At 56.3% G+C, this 15,576-nt stretch carries 12 protein-coding genes; 3 read left to right on the forward strand and 9 right to left on the reverse strand.

Features of this window, described 5'->3' with window-relative positions:
* Positions 1–94: 94 nt before the first annotated feature.
* The 4 genes from AB0A83_RS14795 to AB0A83_RS14810 form a co-directional block, all read right to left on the reverse strand.
* Positions 95–559, reverse strand: a complete 465-nt coding sequence (locus AB0A83_RS14795; protein WP_150049710.1) for a hypothetical protein — start codon at positions 557–559, stop codon at positions 95–97.
* Between the two features lie 226 nt (positions 560–785).
* Complete coding sequence (rtcA, locus tag AB0A83_RS14800; RefSeq protein WP_367154576.1) at positions 786–1,829, reverse strand: RNA 3'-terminal phosphate cyclase; 1,044 nt, start codon at positions 1,827–1,829, stop codon at positions 786–788.
* Between the two features lie 50 nt (positions 1,830–1,879).
* Positions 1,880–3,100, reverse strand: a complete 1,221-nt coding sequence (locus AB0A83_RS14805; RefSeq protein ID WP_367154577.1) for an RtcB family protein — start codon at positions 3,098–3,100, stop codon at positions 1,880–1,882.
* A gap of 175 nt (positions 3,101–3,275) precedes the next feature.
* A complete protein-coding gene (locus AB0A83_RS14810) occupies positions 3,276–3,860 on the reverse strand; it encodes a hypothetical protein (protein WP_367154578.1) in 585 nt (194 codons plus the stop codon).
* A gap of 199 nt (positions 3,861–4,059) precedes the next feature.
* Between AB0A83_RS14810 and rtcR the strand changes: the two genes are divergently transcribed.
* From rtcR to recD, 3 genes are all read left to right on the forward strand, one after another.
* Positions 4,060–5,658 (forward strand): RNA repair transcriptional activator RtcR, encoded by a 1,599-nt coding sequence (gene rtcR, locus AB0A83_RS14815; RefSeq protein WP_190303156.1) that lies wholly within the window; start codon positions 4,060–4,062, stop codon positions 5,656–5,658.
* Positions 5,659–5,829: 171 nt separating this feature from the next.
* The gene (gene recB, locus AB0A83_RS14820) at positions 5,830–9,480 is read left to right on the forward strand and encodes an exodeoxyribonuclease V subunit beta (RefSeq protein WP_367154579.1); all 3,651 of its coding nucleotides are present in this window, start codon (positions 5,830–5,832) and stop codon (positions 9,478–9,480) included.
* Positions 9,477–11,357, forward strand: coding sequence for an exodeoxyribonuclease V subunit alpha (recD, locus tag AB0A83_RS14825; RefSeq protein ID WP_367154580.1), 1,881 nt, complete (start codon positions 9,477–9,479; stop codon positions 11,355–11,357). Before recB ends, recD begins: the two co-directional genes overlap by 4 nt.
* A gap of 54 nt (positions 11,358–11,411) precedes the next feature.
* Here the strand turns inward: recD and AB0A83_RS14830 are convergent, their stop codons facing one another.
* The 5 genes from AB0A83_RS14830 to sdhD form a co-directional block, all read right to left on the reverse strand.
* A complete protein-coding gene (locus tag AB0A83_RS14830) occupies positions 11,412–12,278 on the reverse strand; it encodes a transglycosylase SLT domain-containing protein (protein ID WP_367154581.1) in 867 nt (288 codons plus the stop codon).
* Positions 12,279–12,386: 108 nt separating this feature from the next.
* A complete protein-coding gene (locus AB0A83_RS14835; RefSeq protein WP_197737375.1) occupies positions 12,387–12,623 on the reverse strand; it encodes a succinate dehydrogenase assembly factor 2 in 237 nt (78 codons plus the stop codon).
* A complete protein-coding gene (locus tag AB0A83_RS14840) occupies positions 12,620–13,399 on the reverse strand; it encodes a succinate dehydrogenase iron-sulfur subunit (RefSeq protein ID WP_367154582.1) in 780 nt (259 codons plus the stop codon). The genes AB0A83_RS14835 and AB0A83_RS14840 overlap by 4 nt, the downstream gene beginning before the upstream one ends.
* Positions 13,399–15,183: a succinate dehydrogenase flavoprotein subunit gene (gene sdhA / locus AB0A83_RS14845; protein ID WP_367154583.1), complete on the reverse strand. Its 1,785-nt coding sequence runs from the start codon at positions 15,181–15,183 to the stop codon at positions 13,399–13,401. The genes AB0A83_RS14840 and sdhA overlap by 1 nt, the downstream gene beginning before the upstream one ends.
* Before the next feature lie 3 nt (positions 15,184–15,186).
* The gene (gene sdhD / locus AB0A83_RS14850) at positions 15,187–15,567 is read right to left on the reverse strand and encodes a succinate dehydrogenase, hydrophobic membrane anchor protein (protein ID WP_150049729.1); all 381 of its coding nucleotides are present in this window, start codon (positions 15,565–15,567) and stop codon (positions 15,187–15,189) included.
* Positions 15,568–15,576 lie beyond the last annotated feature (9 nt).

Raw genomic sequence — 15,576 nt, forward strand, 5'->3', positions numbered from 1 at the left:
ACCTTACTCTGAAAGTCACGCGGCAGGTGCTCGAAAGACTAACGAGCCTCGTCGACTTTCATTTGCCGGGGCGATTGCCAAGCCTTCATGCCCGTTAGAAATAGACGAAGGACGCTTGGCAGCTGATGTCGATGAATTTAGACGGGTTGACCACGCCTTCGAAGGCGGTTGGCGCAAACGGGGTATTGACCGTAGTCAAAATCAGTTTGCTTTTAAAATCGACCGGAGCCTCCCCCATCGAAATCGACGGAATCAATACCGACGCGTGCTCGATTTTAAAATCCGGAATAAATTTTAAGGTTACCTCGTACAAATCGCCGATCAAGGTGGACTCGGTGGTCACCTCTTCACCCTGGAACGAATAGTCTTTGCGGCCTATCGTAAGATTCAAGCTAGTGGTGGGCGCTACTATGCCGACTTCGGCATTGCTGCCGACCACCAAGGTCAAGTCCACTTTTTTACCGCTGCATTGATAGAAATTCGGCGTTTGCACGGCTTGCGCGGAAACGGCGCTTAAACTAACGACGGCGGCTAGTGACAATTGATAACACAGTTTCATTGGGTAATTCCTCTTAACAGTAACGAATGATGGTGAACGGAGCCGGGGTCTCATGCTGCTTCGCCCCTTACCGACGAGATAACGGCCTAACTAGGCGGCCGAATTATAGCGTTTTCCGCAGAAAACTATCCCCTACCGTCCGCAGAAAACTATCCCCTACCGAGGGAGGATGCTTTCAAACCAACCGGAAGTTATTTGTGCCTATATCCTTACAACCCTAGCGCTGTTAAAAACTTGGTATCGATCGCTTTGCAGTCAATCGGACTACTACGTTTCCGCTTTCAGCGGCGGCCGTTTGAACGTCAATCGGCAAGAATTGCTGAATGATCTCGGCATTCGTTGCCGCATGCGGACTCCAATCCGTGGCGACAAAAGAACCGCCCCCCGCCAAAGCCATCGGCAGCAATAACTGATCGGTCAGAAAGTGTCCTGCCGTTGCCTCGCTTGTCATGTAACGTTGGGCGCGCTTGACTGCGGCATTGGCAACCGCTTCGGCGGACACGCCTTTCTCGCCGAAACCGGTAAACACCTCGGTCACGTGTTCATACTCCAAGGTAATAAGCACGGCATTGCCCGGGCCTTGTTGCCGGTCTATCCCGCGCAGCAGTAAGCGGTCGTCCGCCCAAGCCAAGCGTTTTTTGACCATCGCTAATTCACGCTCGGCAATATGCGCGGGTAAACCGGCAAAAAAACTTTCCGCATAGGCGTTGATACGCTCGCCTCGGTTTTTCAGATGCAATGGCTGTAAGGGTTTACCGGCAGTCACCGTCATGCTTATTTCGCCGCCGCCCGCCGGATAAAAGCCGAACCGGTTCAGTTGCAGCTCCACTTTGGCGCCCATTTTTTCCAGCAATGGCACAAAGGCTCGTTGCAGAAAGTGGAATGGCGGGCTCAGCGGGTTATGGGTGCCGCCGCTTAAGGTAACGCGACTATCCTTGTCGGCTACCAGCAATGCCGGCAAGATCGTCTGCAAGACTAGCGTGCAGCTGCCGGCCGTGCCTATGCTGAACCGATAGTCGCCGCCTTGAATTTCACCCGGCGCAAATGCGAGATCGGCCGACCCGACCTGTGCGCCGTCGACGTGGGCGCCGGAAATCGCGGCCGCTGCTTGCACTGCAGTGAGATGCTGCCGCATCAAGCCGGGATTTTTCCGGTTCGCCCGAATATTTTTGATGCGCAGGGCTTGCCCGGTGCACATCGATAACGTTAAGGCGGTCCGTAAAATTTGACCGCCGCCTTCGCCCTGAGAGCCATCCAATTCAATCAACACGTTCTTTCCAGTATGGTTGCCGTTTCCGATGTTATCGAAAACGGCTGCGATTAGCCTTTGACGCATACCACCTGTTTCAAGGTATGCACGATTTCCACCAGATCCGCTTGTGCCTGCATGACCGCGTCGATGTCTTTATAGGCCATCGGGATCTCATCGATGACGCTGACATCTTTTCGGCATTCCACGCCTTGCGTCGCCTGAATCTGGTCGTCTACCGTAAAGCGGCGTTTGGCCTCGGATCTGGACATGACCCGTCCGGCACCGTGGCTGCAAGAACAAAATGCCTGCGCTTCGCCTTTGCCTCGCACGATATAAGACCGTGCGCCCATGGAGCCGGGAATAATCCCCATTTGCCCCGGCCACGCCGCCACCGCGCCTTTACGAGTAACCAAGACATTTTCGCCGAAATGATTTTCTCGTTGCACGTAGTTGTGGTGGCAGTTGACCGCTTCTTCATCGACCGCAAATGGCTTGGGCATAATCTTTTGAATCGCGGCGACCACATTTTGCATCATCAGCGCGCGGTTTTTTTGCGCAAAATCTTGCGCCCAGCTGACCGCGTCGACATAGTCTTTAAAATGCTCGCTACCTTCCGGGAAGTAAGCCAAATCTTTATCCGGCAAATTGATGAAAAACCGTTGCATATCTTTTTTTGCCAGCTCAATGAAGTAGCTACCAATCGCATTGCCGACGCCGCGAGAACCGGAATGCAGCATAAACCACACCCGATTGGCTTCATCCAAACACACTTCTATGAAATGGTTGCCTGTGCCTAAGGTGCCAAGCTGTTTATGGTTGTTGGTATTTTTTAAGCGCCGGTGTTTATCGATCAGAGTTTCGAATGCGGGTAATAGCTCGGCCCAGGCCGCATCGACGTTACTCGGCGGATTTTGCCACGATCCTTTATCACGGCCTTTGAAGGTCAAGCCGTGAGGAACAGCGCTTTCGATGGCAGACCGCCAAGCGTGCAAATTATCCGGCAGATCGTCGGCGCTTAGACTGGTCCGAGCGGCGTTCATGCCGCAACCGATATCCACGCCGACCGCGGCCGGGATGATGGCACCCTTGGTTGGGATAACGCTGCCTATGGTTGAACCTTTACCCGGATGTACGTCCGGCATTACCGCGACATGTTTGTAGATAAACGGCAGCCGGGCGATGTTTTGTAATTGCGTTTTGGCTGTGTCCTCGACCGGTACGCCTTTGGTCCACATTTTTATCGGCTTGGCGTTGCCGGTTTGCAATACTTCGAAATTCTCCATGGTCATGTTCCTAAATAAAAGAGTTAAGTCAGGCGACAAGCGAGCGCCAGGACATCTGCTCTGCCAACCGAGCTACTTACCGAGGCAAGGCCGGATTCGAACCGGCGACACGATGTAGTCTTTAACGGCATTCGCGTTGAACTAAAAAACCGCCGACAAATACCAACGGCAGTGCCGTCAATCATTGAAACGGCACCTCCGGCACGGCTTGCGATGGATCGCATTTATATTTTTCATACGCTTTGGTCAGCGGCGGCAAGTTCTCCACGTTGTAAGGCTTACCGATCACTGCATTCAGCAACTGCTGTTCCGAAGCCGTGTTCAACCAATTTTGGATCAACTTTTTCGGCCGCGTACCCAAGGATTTACGGCCAACCGCACCGCTACGCAGAATCTGCACCAGATTACGCAACATCTTGCCGTTGCCAATCACCCGCGCAAACACGGCTGGTAAATACTCCGGACCGCGTAAGGTCAAGATTGCGGTTAACAATGCCGGCGTATCTTTCATGTAGCTCCTTTCTCGGCAGTACAGCGCTGTCTTGGCAATAAAGCGCGGCTCGACGTTTTGGCAGGCGTCCAACAGGGTGTCCAGTTGTACAACGGCATCGGCATAAAACGTAGCGTTCAAACCTCCGCTTGCCGCATATTGCGCCAGACGATGGCGTTCATCGAAGGCATAAGCCGAAGCGCATGCTTCGTTCAAGGCATCGGCGTGCGGTGCAAATGCGCCTCTGCTGCTCGAAAATAAGTGTAAGTTAGCCATTTGACTCTCCCTTTCCTGATCGATTTTTATATCGACTAACGCGAAAGCCGTGCCAAGCCGCATACAAGCCCAAGAAAAACTTATAACAAATTGTTTTTTAAATTATTTTTTATTGGCTTTCGCGACAGCGCAGCCGCCGAGCATAAGGCTGATATACTTGTTTTATATCTTTATTTATACAACTTTAGATTTATTTATCATGAAACGAAAAGTCGTCATCGGTTTCTTAGGCACACAACTTGACGCCGGCACAACGCCGTCGAGATGGGAAAAATGGCGTCCTACGGTATCTCTGGTACAGCACGAAGAGTTGCTCATCCATCGCATGGTGCTAATGTACGATGGCAGACATCAAAAATTAGCGGCGCAACTGCAGGAAGACATTGCCGCCGTCTCACCGGAAACCGAGGTTGCGCTCATGGAGATCACTATCGGCGACCCCTGGGATTTCGGCGAGGTGTATGCGGCATTGTTCGATTTTGCCAAGCATTACCCGTTCGACACCGAAACCGAAGACTACTGGATACACATCACCACCGGCACGCATGTGGTGCAAATCTGCCTGTTTTTGATGGTCGAAGCCCGCTATATCCCCGGCTTGTTGTTGCAAACTTCGCCGCCGCGCAGGCAAATAGCCGCTTCTCCCGGCAGTTATGCGTTGATCGACCTGGATTTAAGCCAGTATGACGCCATTGCCCAGCGCTTTGCCCGCGAGCAGTCCGACGCGATTGCGCTGCTCAAATCCGGCATTGCCACGCGTAATGTTTCGTTTAACCGCGTCATCGGTGAAATCGAACATGTCGCGGTGCGTTCCAAGGCACCTATGCTGTTGATGGGCCCGACCGGCGCCGGCAAATCCTTTCTGGCCAAACGCGTATACGAATTGAAAAAGACTCGCCACCAAATGACCGGCCCTTTTGTCGAGATCAACTGCGCCACCTTACGCGGCGACGGTGCGGCATCGGCTTTATTCGGTCATATCAAAGGCGCGTTTACCGGCGCCATGCAAGATCGGGGCGGCTTATTGAAAACGGCGCATCAAGGCTTGCTGTTCCTGGACGAAATCGGCGAACTGGGGGCGGATGAACAAGCAATGCTGCTGAAAGCCATTGAAGAAAAAACCTTTTATCCTGTCGGCGGCGATAAGCCGGTCGGTAGCGACTTTCAACTGATTGCCGGCACCCACCGCGACCTGCGGCAAGATGTGCGGGCAGGCCGTTTTCGGGAAGACTTGTATGCCCGGATTAATCTGTGGACTTATGAATTGCCGCCGTTAGCTCGCCGGCCGGAAGATATCGAACCCAACATCGATTATTTGCTCTGCCAACAATCAGCCGATCTGGGGCGGAAAATCGGCTTCAATAAAGAAGCAAGACACAAGTATTTGGCCTTTGCCATGTCGCCCGCCGCAACATGGCCGGGAAACTTCCGCGACCTTGGCGCATCGATCTTGCGCCTGGCAACATTAGCCGACGGCGGCCGCATCGATATTGACTTGGTGGACAAAGAAATCGAGCGGCTGCATCAAATCTGGGGACAACAGGATCCGCACGATTCGAACGCGTTAAGTGCTTTTTGGGCTCCCGCTCAAATAGCTGAACTGGATTTGTTCGATCGCCTGCAACTGCAATCGGTCATTCAGGTCTGCCAAGCATGTAATAGCTTGTCCGAAGCGGGGCGCCGACTATTCAGCGTGTCCCGCACGCAACGAAACAGTACCAACGATTCGGATAGGCTTAGAAAATATTTGAGCCGATTTGGGCTGGAGTGGTCGGCTATCAAGTCGCTATCTGCATGATTGCGCCGCTATACAATGCCAACAATTGCCGGCGATTATTCAGCGTCTGGTAAAGAAAACTAAATCGCCGAATCGGCCCAAGTAAGGCGCAGGATAAACACTCGCCTTGGCGCGCCGGCCGGTTAAAATGCGCCTACCTCAGCAAAACGGCTCCAACGTCTACGTTCGCCCATGACAAGTTCCACCCCTATCGATCCGCTCCGCTTCCCGTTGTCCGGGGTACGGCTGATCGAAGCCAGCGCCGGTACCGGCAAGACCTTTACGATAGCCGCGCTATACGTGCGTTTAGTACTCGGTCACGGGCTGGAACGCCAAGCCTTATTGCCGCCGGAGATATTGGTAGTCACTTTCACCGAAGCGGCTACCCAAGAGCTGCGCGAGCGCATACGCAGCCGGCTGAATCAAGCCGCAGCCTATTTTCGCGAATTGACCGAGGCAGCCGATCCGTTTTTGTCGGCGCTACGCCAAGATTATCCGCCCGAACAATGGCCGGCCTGCGCTTACCGTTTGCATATCGCGGCTAACTGGATGGACGAAGCGGCGGTGTATACCATACACGGCTGGTGCCGGCGAATGCTGCAGCAACATGCCTTCGACAGCGGCGGCTTGTTCGATTGGGAAGTCGACAACGACGATCAGGATTTGCTGCAACAAACCGTGCGCGACTATTGGCGCCGACACTTTTATTCGTTGTCGGAATCCGCCAGCGCAGCGGTGGTCCGCTGTTTCGCCAATCCCGACGCCTTGTCCAAGGAGGTCAACCCACTGCTGTTCGACAGCGAGGCCTTGGAGTTGCAACAGATCGAGGTCGATCTTGAACAAACCTTCGCACGCTGGGAAGAATGGGCATTACGCTGCGAGCAACTGACCACCCGAGCGCAAACGCTGTGGCGCAATCAGCAAAACGACTTGGAAAGGCGTTTGCTCGACGCATCGGAACAGGGTTGGCTAAAAGCCAATCTGTACCCTAAGGCCGGCTTCAAAGACAAGTTGGCGCAAATCGCGGCCTGGGCGCATCATCGGCAGAATCTTGAGATAAAGGAACTGGCCCGATTTTGCTTGCAAAAACTAACTGCCGGCTTGGCTAAAGCCCACCAAGATAAAGCGGCCCTGTTCGATTCCGGCGTTTTTGCCTTGCTGGACCAACTGGTCGGCCATCACGCCGAAGAATTGGACCTCGCCGACGCGATTCGCCGCCACGCCGTGGCCTGGATACGCGAGCGTTACGCCCGGGAAAAACAACGCTTGTCCCGCCTGACCTTCGACGACATGCTGACCCGCTTGGACCAAGCGCTGGGCAGCGACGGCGGCGCGCGCCTGGCACACCTCATCGTCCGCCAGTATCCTTTGGCGCTGATCGACGAATTTCAGGACACCGACCCCGTTCAATATCGCATTTTCAGCCGCTTGTATCCTGCAGCCGCCGACAATGGCGGCGGCTGTTTCATGATAGGCGACCCGAAACAGGCCATATACTCGTTTCGCGGCGGCGATATTTATACCTATTTGCAAGCGCACGCGGCGACCCAAGGCCGGCATTACACCTTGAGCAGCAACTTTCGCTCGACGGTCGGCTTGGTGCAAGCCGTCAACCACTTATTCGAATTTGCCGAACGCGGCCAACCCGAAGGCGCATTCAAATTCGGCGGCGAAACCCATCCGCTGCCGTTCATTCCGGTATCCGCGCAAGGCCGAAACGAAACCTGGATTGTAGACGGCCAAGCAGCGCCTGCTTTCACCGTTTGGCACTTGCAGCAGGACGAGCCGGTCGGCATGCCTTTTTATCGCCATCACATGGCGGAAGCCACCGCTAGCGAAATCGTGCGCCTGTTGACGAGCGCCGCAGCCGGACATACCGGTTTTCGCCACGCCGACGGCGACTGGCAGGCCTTGCAACCCGGCGACGTCGCAATCTTGGTGCGCAGCCGCGGCGAAGCCGAGGTGATGCGTAAAGCGTTATCCAAGCGACATTTACGTAGCGTGTTTTTATCGGAACGCGAATCCGTATACGCCAGTCGGGAAGCGGGAGACCTGCTGCTTTGGCTGCACGCATTGGCAACGCCTGAAGACGAATATAAAGTCCGCGCCGCACTGGCCAGCCGCAGCATGGAATGGAGCTTGGCCGCCTTGCAAAGGCTGGCGCAAGACGAAAGCGCATGGGAACACCATCTGGAGCGTTTCCTGAGTTACCGCGAGCGCTGGCGGCAAGACGGCATATTACCGGCACTGCAACAGCTGATGCACGATTACCGGCTCCCCGCCAAACTGCGCAACGCCACGGACGGCGAACGGCGCTTGACCAATCTGTTGCATCTGGCGGAACTGTTGCAGCATGCCGATAGCCGGCTGGACGGCGAAGCGGCTCTGATCCGCCATCTCGCCGAAGCGCTGCAAAACTCCGGCGGCAGCACCGACGATAACGTCATCCGTTTGGAAAGCGACGCTGAATTATTGAAAATCGTGACGATACATAAATCCAAAGGCTTGGAATATCCTTTGGTTTTTCTGCCGTTTATCTGCAGTTTTCGGGAAGTCAACGCCCGCAACAACCGCTATTACCGGTACCACGACACGGCCGCCCGCTTGCGCGTGGATTTGAGTAAAGACGATGCCAACAAAGCCCTTAGCGACAACGAACGCCTACAGGAAGACATACGCTTGTTATACGTGGCCGTCACTCGAGCCCGTTTCGCCTGCTGGCTGGGCGTGGCGCCGGTCAAAGGACAGGGCAAACAATGCCAGCTGGAGAAATCCGCCATGGGCTACGTGCTGGGCTGGCAATCGGGTCTGGCCGAACCCGCCCTGGCTGCCCGGCTGGGCGAGCTGGCCGGCGCATGCCCTGACATTGCCGTTCTCGGCGCTCCGCCTGTCTCCGAAGCGGTTTTCCAGGCAAATCGGGAAGAAGAGGAATGCCGAGACGGCCCTAGGAACTTCAGCGCAAGCATTCGGGAAGCGTGGTGGATAGCCAGCTATTCGGCGTTAGCGGCAGACCACACCCCTACAACGGCAGCGGAGGCGGAAACCGCCGGAGACGATAAACGCCAAGACGAAACCGAACCCGCGGCTTCGGCAAGCGCCGGGCCGGCAAACGGCATCCACGCGTTGCCGCGCGGCGCGGCGGCCGGGGTTCTGATCCACGCATTGCTGGAGCGGGCCGCAACCGAGGGTTTCGCCTCGGTTGCGGCACAAGCCGAATTACAGGCGCAACTGATCAAAGAACTATTCGGCCAGCCTGATTGGCTGGGCAGCGGCGAGCAAATGCTGCGGCATCTGGCCGCTTGGCTGGAGTGTCCACTGGCCGGCACGCCAACTGTCAGTCTAAGCCGATTGCCGCCTGACGCTTACCAAGCCGAGATGGAGTTTTTGCTGGGGGTGGATTCGGTAGACGTCACCCGCCTGGACACGTTACTTAACCGCTATTGTTTGCCGGGCCGCAGCCGGCCGGCGCTGCAACCCGGTCACATCAACGGCCTGCTGAAAGGTTTTATCGACCTGGTCTTCGTCTGCGGCGGCCGTTACTATGTGCTGGACTACAAATTCAACGCCTTGGGCAACCAGGACGACGCATACGGCGGCGAGGCATTGACGACCGCGCTGCTGGCTAAACGCTACGACCTGCAAGCCGCCTTATATTTACTGGCGTTACACCGTCTGCTGAAATCCCGCTTGCACCGCGATTACCACTATCAGCGCGATGTCGGCGGCAGCTTGTATTGGTTTCTGCGCGGGGTGGGACACCCTGGACGCGGTCAGTTGTTGCTGCAATTGCCGCAGGAGTTGATCGAAACGCTGGACGCAATGTTCGCCGGAGTTCGAACATGATGCCTTCGGTATTCGACGACATGCAAGCCTGGAGGGCACAAGGCTGGCTTAGCGCTTTGGACCAGGCCTTCGCCAAATTCCTGTCCGACCTGGCGCCCAACGTCCATCCTTGCGTGTTATGGGCCGGCGCGCTAGTCAGCCGCCAACTGAGCCGCGGCGAGGTGTACTTGGATATCAAGCGTTTAAGCGTCAATCCACAACTCACATTGGCCCTGCCGGCGGAAGCGGCGAGTACAAGCGGTTTAGCCGCCATTTCGCACTTTTCCTGTGAGGATTGGCTGAACGCCTTGTCCGGCTCTTGCCTGGTCGGCCTGGGAGAAGGCGATACGCCGCTGGTGTTGAGCGAACGGCGCCTGTATCTGCGCCGCTTCTGGCACTACCAGCGCATCGTCGAACGCGAAACAGTGCTGCGGTCGCAGCCGGTCAGGGCTCACTTGCCGCCGGCTTTGGCCACGCGCATTCGCGAGTTGTTCGCAGACTCGCAGGTTCCGGATTGGCAACAAATTGCCTGCGTGTTGGCCTTGCGAGCCAAGCTGGCGATTATCACCGGCGGCCCGGGTACCGGCAAAACCACCACCGTCACCAAATTGCTCGCGCTGTTGACGGAGTTGGCCCAAATCGAACAAACCCGCCTACCGGTCATCGCGTTAGCGGCGCCCACCGGTAAAGCCGCCGCCCGAGTCAGCGAATCGATAGCCGGCGTGCTCGAAAATCTAACGTTGCCGGCAGCGGTAAGCGCACACATTCCGCAAAAAGCCGGCACCCTGCATCGCTTGCTGGGCAGCCGCCCGGATAGTCGCAAATACCGCCATAATCGGCAAAATCCGTTAAGCGTCGACGTAGTCATCGTCGACGAGGCATCGATGATAGACCTGGAAATGATGGCGGCCTTGCTGGAAGCGCTACCGCAATCAGCCTTGTTAATTTTGCTGGGTGACAAAGACCAGTTGGCGTCGGTGGAAGCCGGCGCGGTACTGGGCGAATTGTGCGCCGGCGCTGAACATGCCGCTTACGACACCGACACTCTGGCTTGGATTAACCGATACGCCGGCGCCACTTTGCCGGCACGCCGGACAAGCGGAACGCCGATCAACCTGCAGACCGTCATGTTACGCCACAGCCACCGTTTCGGCGCGGGCAGCGGCATAGGCCGGTTGGCGACAGCGGTCAATGCGGGCGACGCCGACGCCGCGCACGCGGTGCTGAATCATCCGGCGCAATATGTCGACATCAGCTATCTGCAGGTTGCGGCGGATTTGAGCGGCAACGTGCGAAACCTGGTGTTAGCCGCCGACAGTGAACGTGAACCGATCGGCTACGGTCGATATTTGGCAGAGATCGCTAGGCGCGCCGATTTTGCGAGTAGCGACGCCTGGGCCTCGGCAGTGTTGAAGTCTTTCGAGCGCTTTAGAATGCTGTGCGCGCTACGCCAGGGCGATTGGGGCGTGGAGGCTTTGAACCGCTTAATCCGCCACTGCTTGTTTGGGCCAAGCGACAGCGTTTGGTATCCGGGCCGTCCCGTCATGATCAGCCGCAACGATTACAATTTGGGCTTGATGAACGGCGACATAGGCATTGCTTTACCAGCAGCGGACGGACGCTTGCGGATTGCCTTTCCAACCGACGGCGGCGAATCGATGCGCTGGATTTCGCCGTTACGCTTACCGGCGGTAGAAACCGCATTCGCCATGACCGTACACAAATCGCAAGGCTCGGAATTTGAGCACGTCGCCTTGCTGTTGCCGGATGCCATGAGCCCGGTCCTCAGCCGGGAATTGGTATATACCGCCATAACCCGGGCCAAACGGCATTTCAGCTTGTTGGAAAGCGGTCCGGGCGTTTGGCGGCCAGCCGTAGAACGTCGCCACAATGCATGAAAAATGCCGGCAGCCCTGCGTCGGCTGTCGGCATTTGTAGGTTGAATAGCCGAACTAAGACGATTTTTGCCGCACTACGATTTTACCGGGTTGCTCCATCGGCACCGGATGACGCGCTTTGGGATACCAACCCAAAATCCTGCGCACGTAGTTTTGGGTTTCTTGATAGGGAGGAATGCCGCGATGGCGTTCGACGGCGCGCTCGCCCGCGTTATAGGCTGCCAGCACCCATTCCACGTTACCCTCGAAATGTCTTAGCAACCAATGTAAATAAGCGACTCCGCCTTGGATGTTTTGAACCGGATCCCAAACATTCTTGACGCCGAAGCGTTCAGCGGTCGCAGGTATCAACTGCATCAGGCCTTGGGCGTTTTTATTGGACAACGCCGAAGTATTGAAGCCGGACTCGGCACGTATAACCGCCATAATCAGTTCCGGATCGATGCCGTAGGCCGGGGCGATTTGCTTGACCCAGGTTTCGACGATCTGCCGGTTGGCGTTGATGGCTTGATCCGCCACTATCGTCACTTCCGGTAGCTTGGGCTTGCAATTTTCGTCCGCCACGTCCGCCACGTCGGCAAAACGCGCCAACATTTTGCCGGCCATGGGATCGCCTTGCGCCGCCGCCTTGCGAAACCAAGTCACCGCCAAGCCCAAATCGCGCTTGACGCCGCGGCCATTGAAATACATGAAGCCCAAGGCATAGGCCGATTCGCCGTCGTCCTGCAGCGCCGCGTGGCAATAGTATTCGAAGGCTTGCAGGTGATCCTGTTTGACGCCTTCCCTACCGTGCTCGAAGCGCACGGCCCTGGCACGCGCTTCCGCGACCGTCAATTTGATTTCGGTCGGCTCATCGGCTTCGGCAAAACCGGCCAATACGCTTAACCCCAATACGATAAACCAACGGTGTATGCTCGCCATGATGAATCCACAGGTTGAATGTGCTTGAACGATAACGGGCAAATTTATCGGCTAACGCCCGACGAAAAAATTGCACCAAAGGACAGCCGGTAAGCCGGCGGCCATACGTCACGCCGGCAAGGCTCTAATCAAGGCGACGATTTGCGCAACCTCGGCCGCCGGCGCTCGTTCGCCCAGCAAACAACGCAGCATATCGCTGTCTTCCAGGCTCAACAGCTGTATAAACTGGGCTTTTTCCGCCTCATCGGCCAGCGGATAACGCCGATCCAAATAACGCAGCAGCAACACGTCCAGTTCCAGCACGCCGCGCCGGCAGCGCCAGCGCAGGCGCTTGAGCTCGCTCACCGCTTTTCGTATTCCAATAATAATTTTTTGATTTCGGCGATGGCCAAAGCCGGATTCAAGCCTTTGGGACAGGTATCGGTGCAATTCATGATGGTATGGCATCGATAGACTCTGAACGCATCGTCGAGAAATTCCAGACGCCCGGCATCGCTATTGTCTCGACTATCGGCCAGCCAACGATAAGCTTGCAGCAAAATCGCCGGCCCCAAATACTTGTCGCTATTCCACCAATAACTCGGACAGCTGGTCGAGCAGCAAGCGCACAACACGCATTCGTACAAGCCGTCCAACTTGGCGCGCTGTTCGCGGCTTTGCAGACGTTCGCGTTCCGGCGCCGCCTGATCGTTGCTCAACCACGGTTGGATAGCCGCGTACTGTTCGAAAAAATGACTCATGTCCGGCACCAAATCCTTGACCACCGGCATATGCGGCAAGGGATAAATTTTGATCGGGTCGGAATAGTCGGCAATGGCTTTGGTGCAGGCCAAGGTATTCTTGCCGTTGATGTTCATCGCGCACGAACCGCATACCCCTTCCCGACAAGAACGCCTGAAGGTCAAACTGCTGTCGATCTCGTTCTTGATCTTCAAGATCGCATCCAAGATCATCGGCCCGCAATGATCCATGTCGATTTCGAAATGGTCCAGGCGCGGGTTCTCGCCCGTGTCCGGATCCCAGCGATACAGGTAAAAATGGCGGATTTTGGTCGCGCCGGCGGCTTTGTAAGTCTTGCCCGGTTTAACTTGGGAGTTTTTCGGTAAGGTAAATTCGACCATCAGTAAACCCTCTCTTTAGGCGCGATGACTTCGACTTCGTCGCTCAAGGTAAACAAATGCACCGGGCGGTAATCGATGCTGACTTGATTGTTGTCCCGCCAAGTCAGGGTGTGTTTCAGCCAGTTGTCGTCGTCGCGTTTAGGATAATCCTCCCGGGCGTGACCGCCGCGACTCTCCTTGCGATTGGCGGCGGCAGTCATGGTTACCTGCGCCTGGCCCAGCAAATTATCCAACTCCAGGGTTTCCACCAAATCGGTATTCCAGATCAACGAACGATCGCCGACTTTAACGTCGGCAAACGAAGCGGCCACGGCAGCCATTTGCTCTACACCTTCCTGCAAGGTAGATTCGGTCCTAAACACCGCCGCCTTGTTTTGCATGGTGGTTTGCATGTCCAAACGAATCTCGGCCGTGCTGCGGCTGCCGCTGGCGTGGCGAATGCGGTCGAAGCGGGACAGCGCCGCATCGCAAGCGTCTTTAGCCAAGGGTTTGTGTGCCATGCCGGGTTCGATCAACTCGGTACAGCGGATGGCCGCCGCGCGTCCGAACACCACCAAGTCCAGCAACGAGTTGGAACCCAGGCGGTTCGCGCCGTGTACCGATACGCAGGCCGTCTCGCCTATCGCCATCAAACCGGGCACCACGTGATCCGGATCGCCGTTTTTCAAGGTGACTACTTCGGCTTTGTAATTGGTGGGAATGCCGCCCATGTTGTAATGCACGGTCGGTATCACCGGTATCGGCTGCTTGGTGACGTCTACTCCGGCAAAAATCCGTGCGGTTTCGGCGATACCCGGCAAACGCTCGTGAATGATGGCCGGATCCAGGTGTTCCAAATGCAGCAGCGCGTGGTCTTTTTTCGGCCCGACGCCGCGGCCGGCGTTGACTTCCATCGTGATGGCCCGGCTGACCACGTCGCGCGATGCCAAGTCTTTGGCGTTGGGCGCATAGCGCGGCATGAAGCGTTCGCCTTCCGAATTGGTCAGATAACCGCCTTCGCCGCGCGCACCTTCGGTAATCAAACAACCCGAGCCGTATATCCCGGTCGGGTGAAACTGGACGAATTCCATGTCCTGCAACGGCAATCCGGCCCGTAACACCATACCGTTGCCGTCGCCTGTGACAGTATGGGCCGAGGTGCAGGAGAAAAACGCCCGGCCGTAACCGCCGGTAGCCAGCACGGTTTGCCGGCCTTTGAACAAATGGATGGACCCGTCGTCCAGGCACCATGCCAACACCCCACGGCATTCGCCGTCTTGCATGATCAGGTCGAGGGCAATGTATTCGACGAAAAATTCGGCCCGGTATTTCAATGCTTGCTGATACAGGGTATGCAAAATGGCATGGCCGGTGACGTCCGCCGCCGCGCACGTGCGTTGCGCCTGGGCTTTGCCGTAATGAGTGGACATTCCGCCGAACGCCCGTTGGTAAATCTTGCCGTCTTGGGTGCGGGAAAAAGGCACACCGTAATGCTCCAATTCGATAATGGCCGGAATCGCTTCCCGGCACATATATTCGATCGCATCCTGATCGCCCAACCAGTCGGAACCCTTGACGGTGTCATACATGTGAAAGCGCCAGTCGTCTTCGCCCATATTGCCCAGCGCGGCGCTAATACCGCCTTGGGCGGCAACGGTATGGCTGCGGGTGGGAAACACTTTGCTGATGCAGGCGGTTTTCAAACCTTTTTCCACCATGCCGAAGGTCGCCCGCAAACCGGCGCCTCCGGCCCCCACTACTACCACGTCGTGCTGGTGTTCGATGATGTCGTATGCCGCAGCCATGAATTACCTTGCCGTCAAAATGAATACAATTGCCGCCAAAGCCGCAATCCCTACCACCAGAAACAAGCCGTTGCTTATCCTGATAACTCCGTGCCTAAGCGACAGGGTCGACACGTAGTCCTCGACGATTACCTGAACGCCCAGCGCGGCGTGGTATACCGCCGCCAGCGTCCAGGCCAGCACGGCCAGCGCGTTCGCGGGAGCGCTCAACCACAGCAACGTTTCCCGGTACGGCGCATGTAAAGCCTGGTTGAAAAACGCGATCAACCATAGCGACAACGGCACCAGGGCCAATGCCGAAACCCGCTGATACCACCAATGCCCCACAGGGCTTTTGGCCGTAAATACATCGGCCAATTTTTGCAACATTGCCGTATTAGCCATGTAAACCCA

It is taken from the genome of Methylomonas sp. HYX-M1 (genome assembly GCF_040741385.1).
GTDB classification, from domain to species: domain Bacteria; phylum Pseudomonadota; class Gammaproteobacteria; order Methylococcales; family Methylomonadaceae; genus Methylomonas; species Methylomonas rhizoryzae.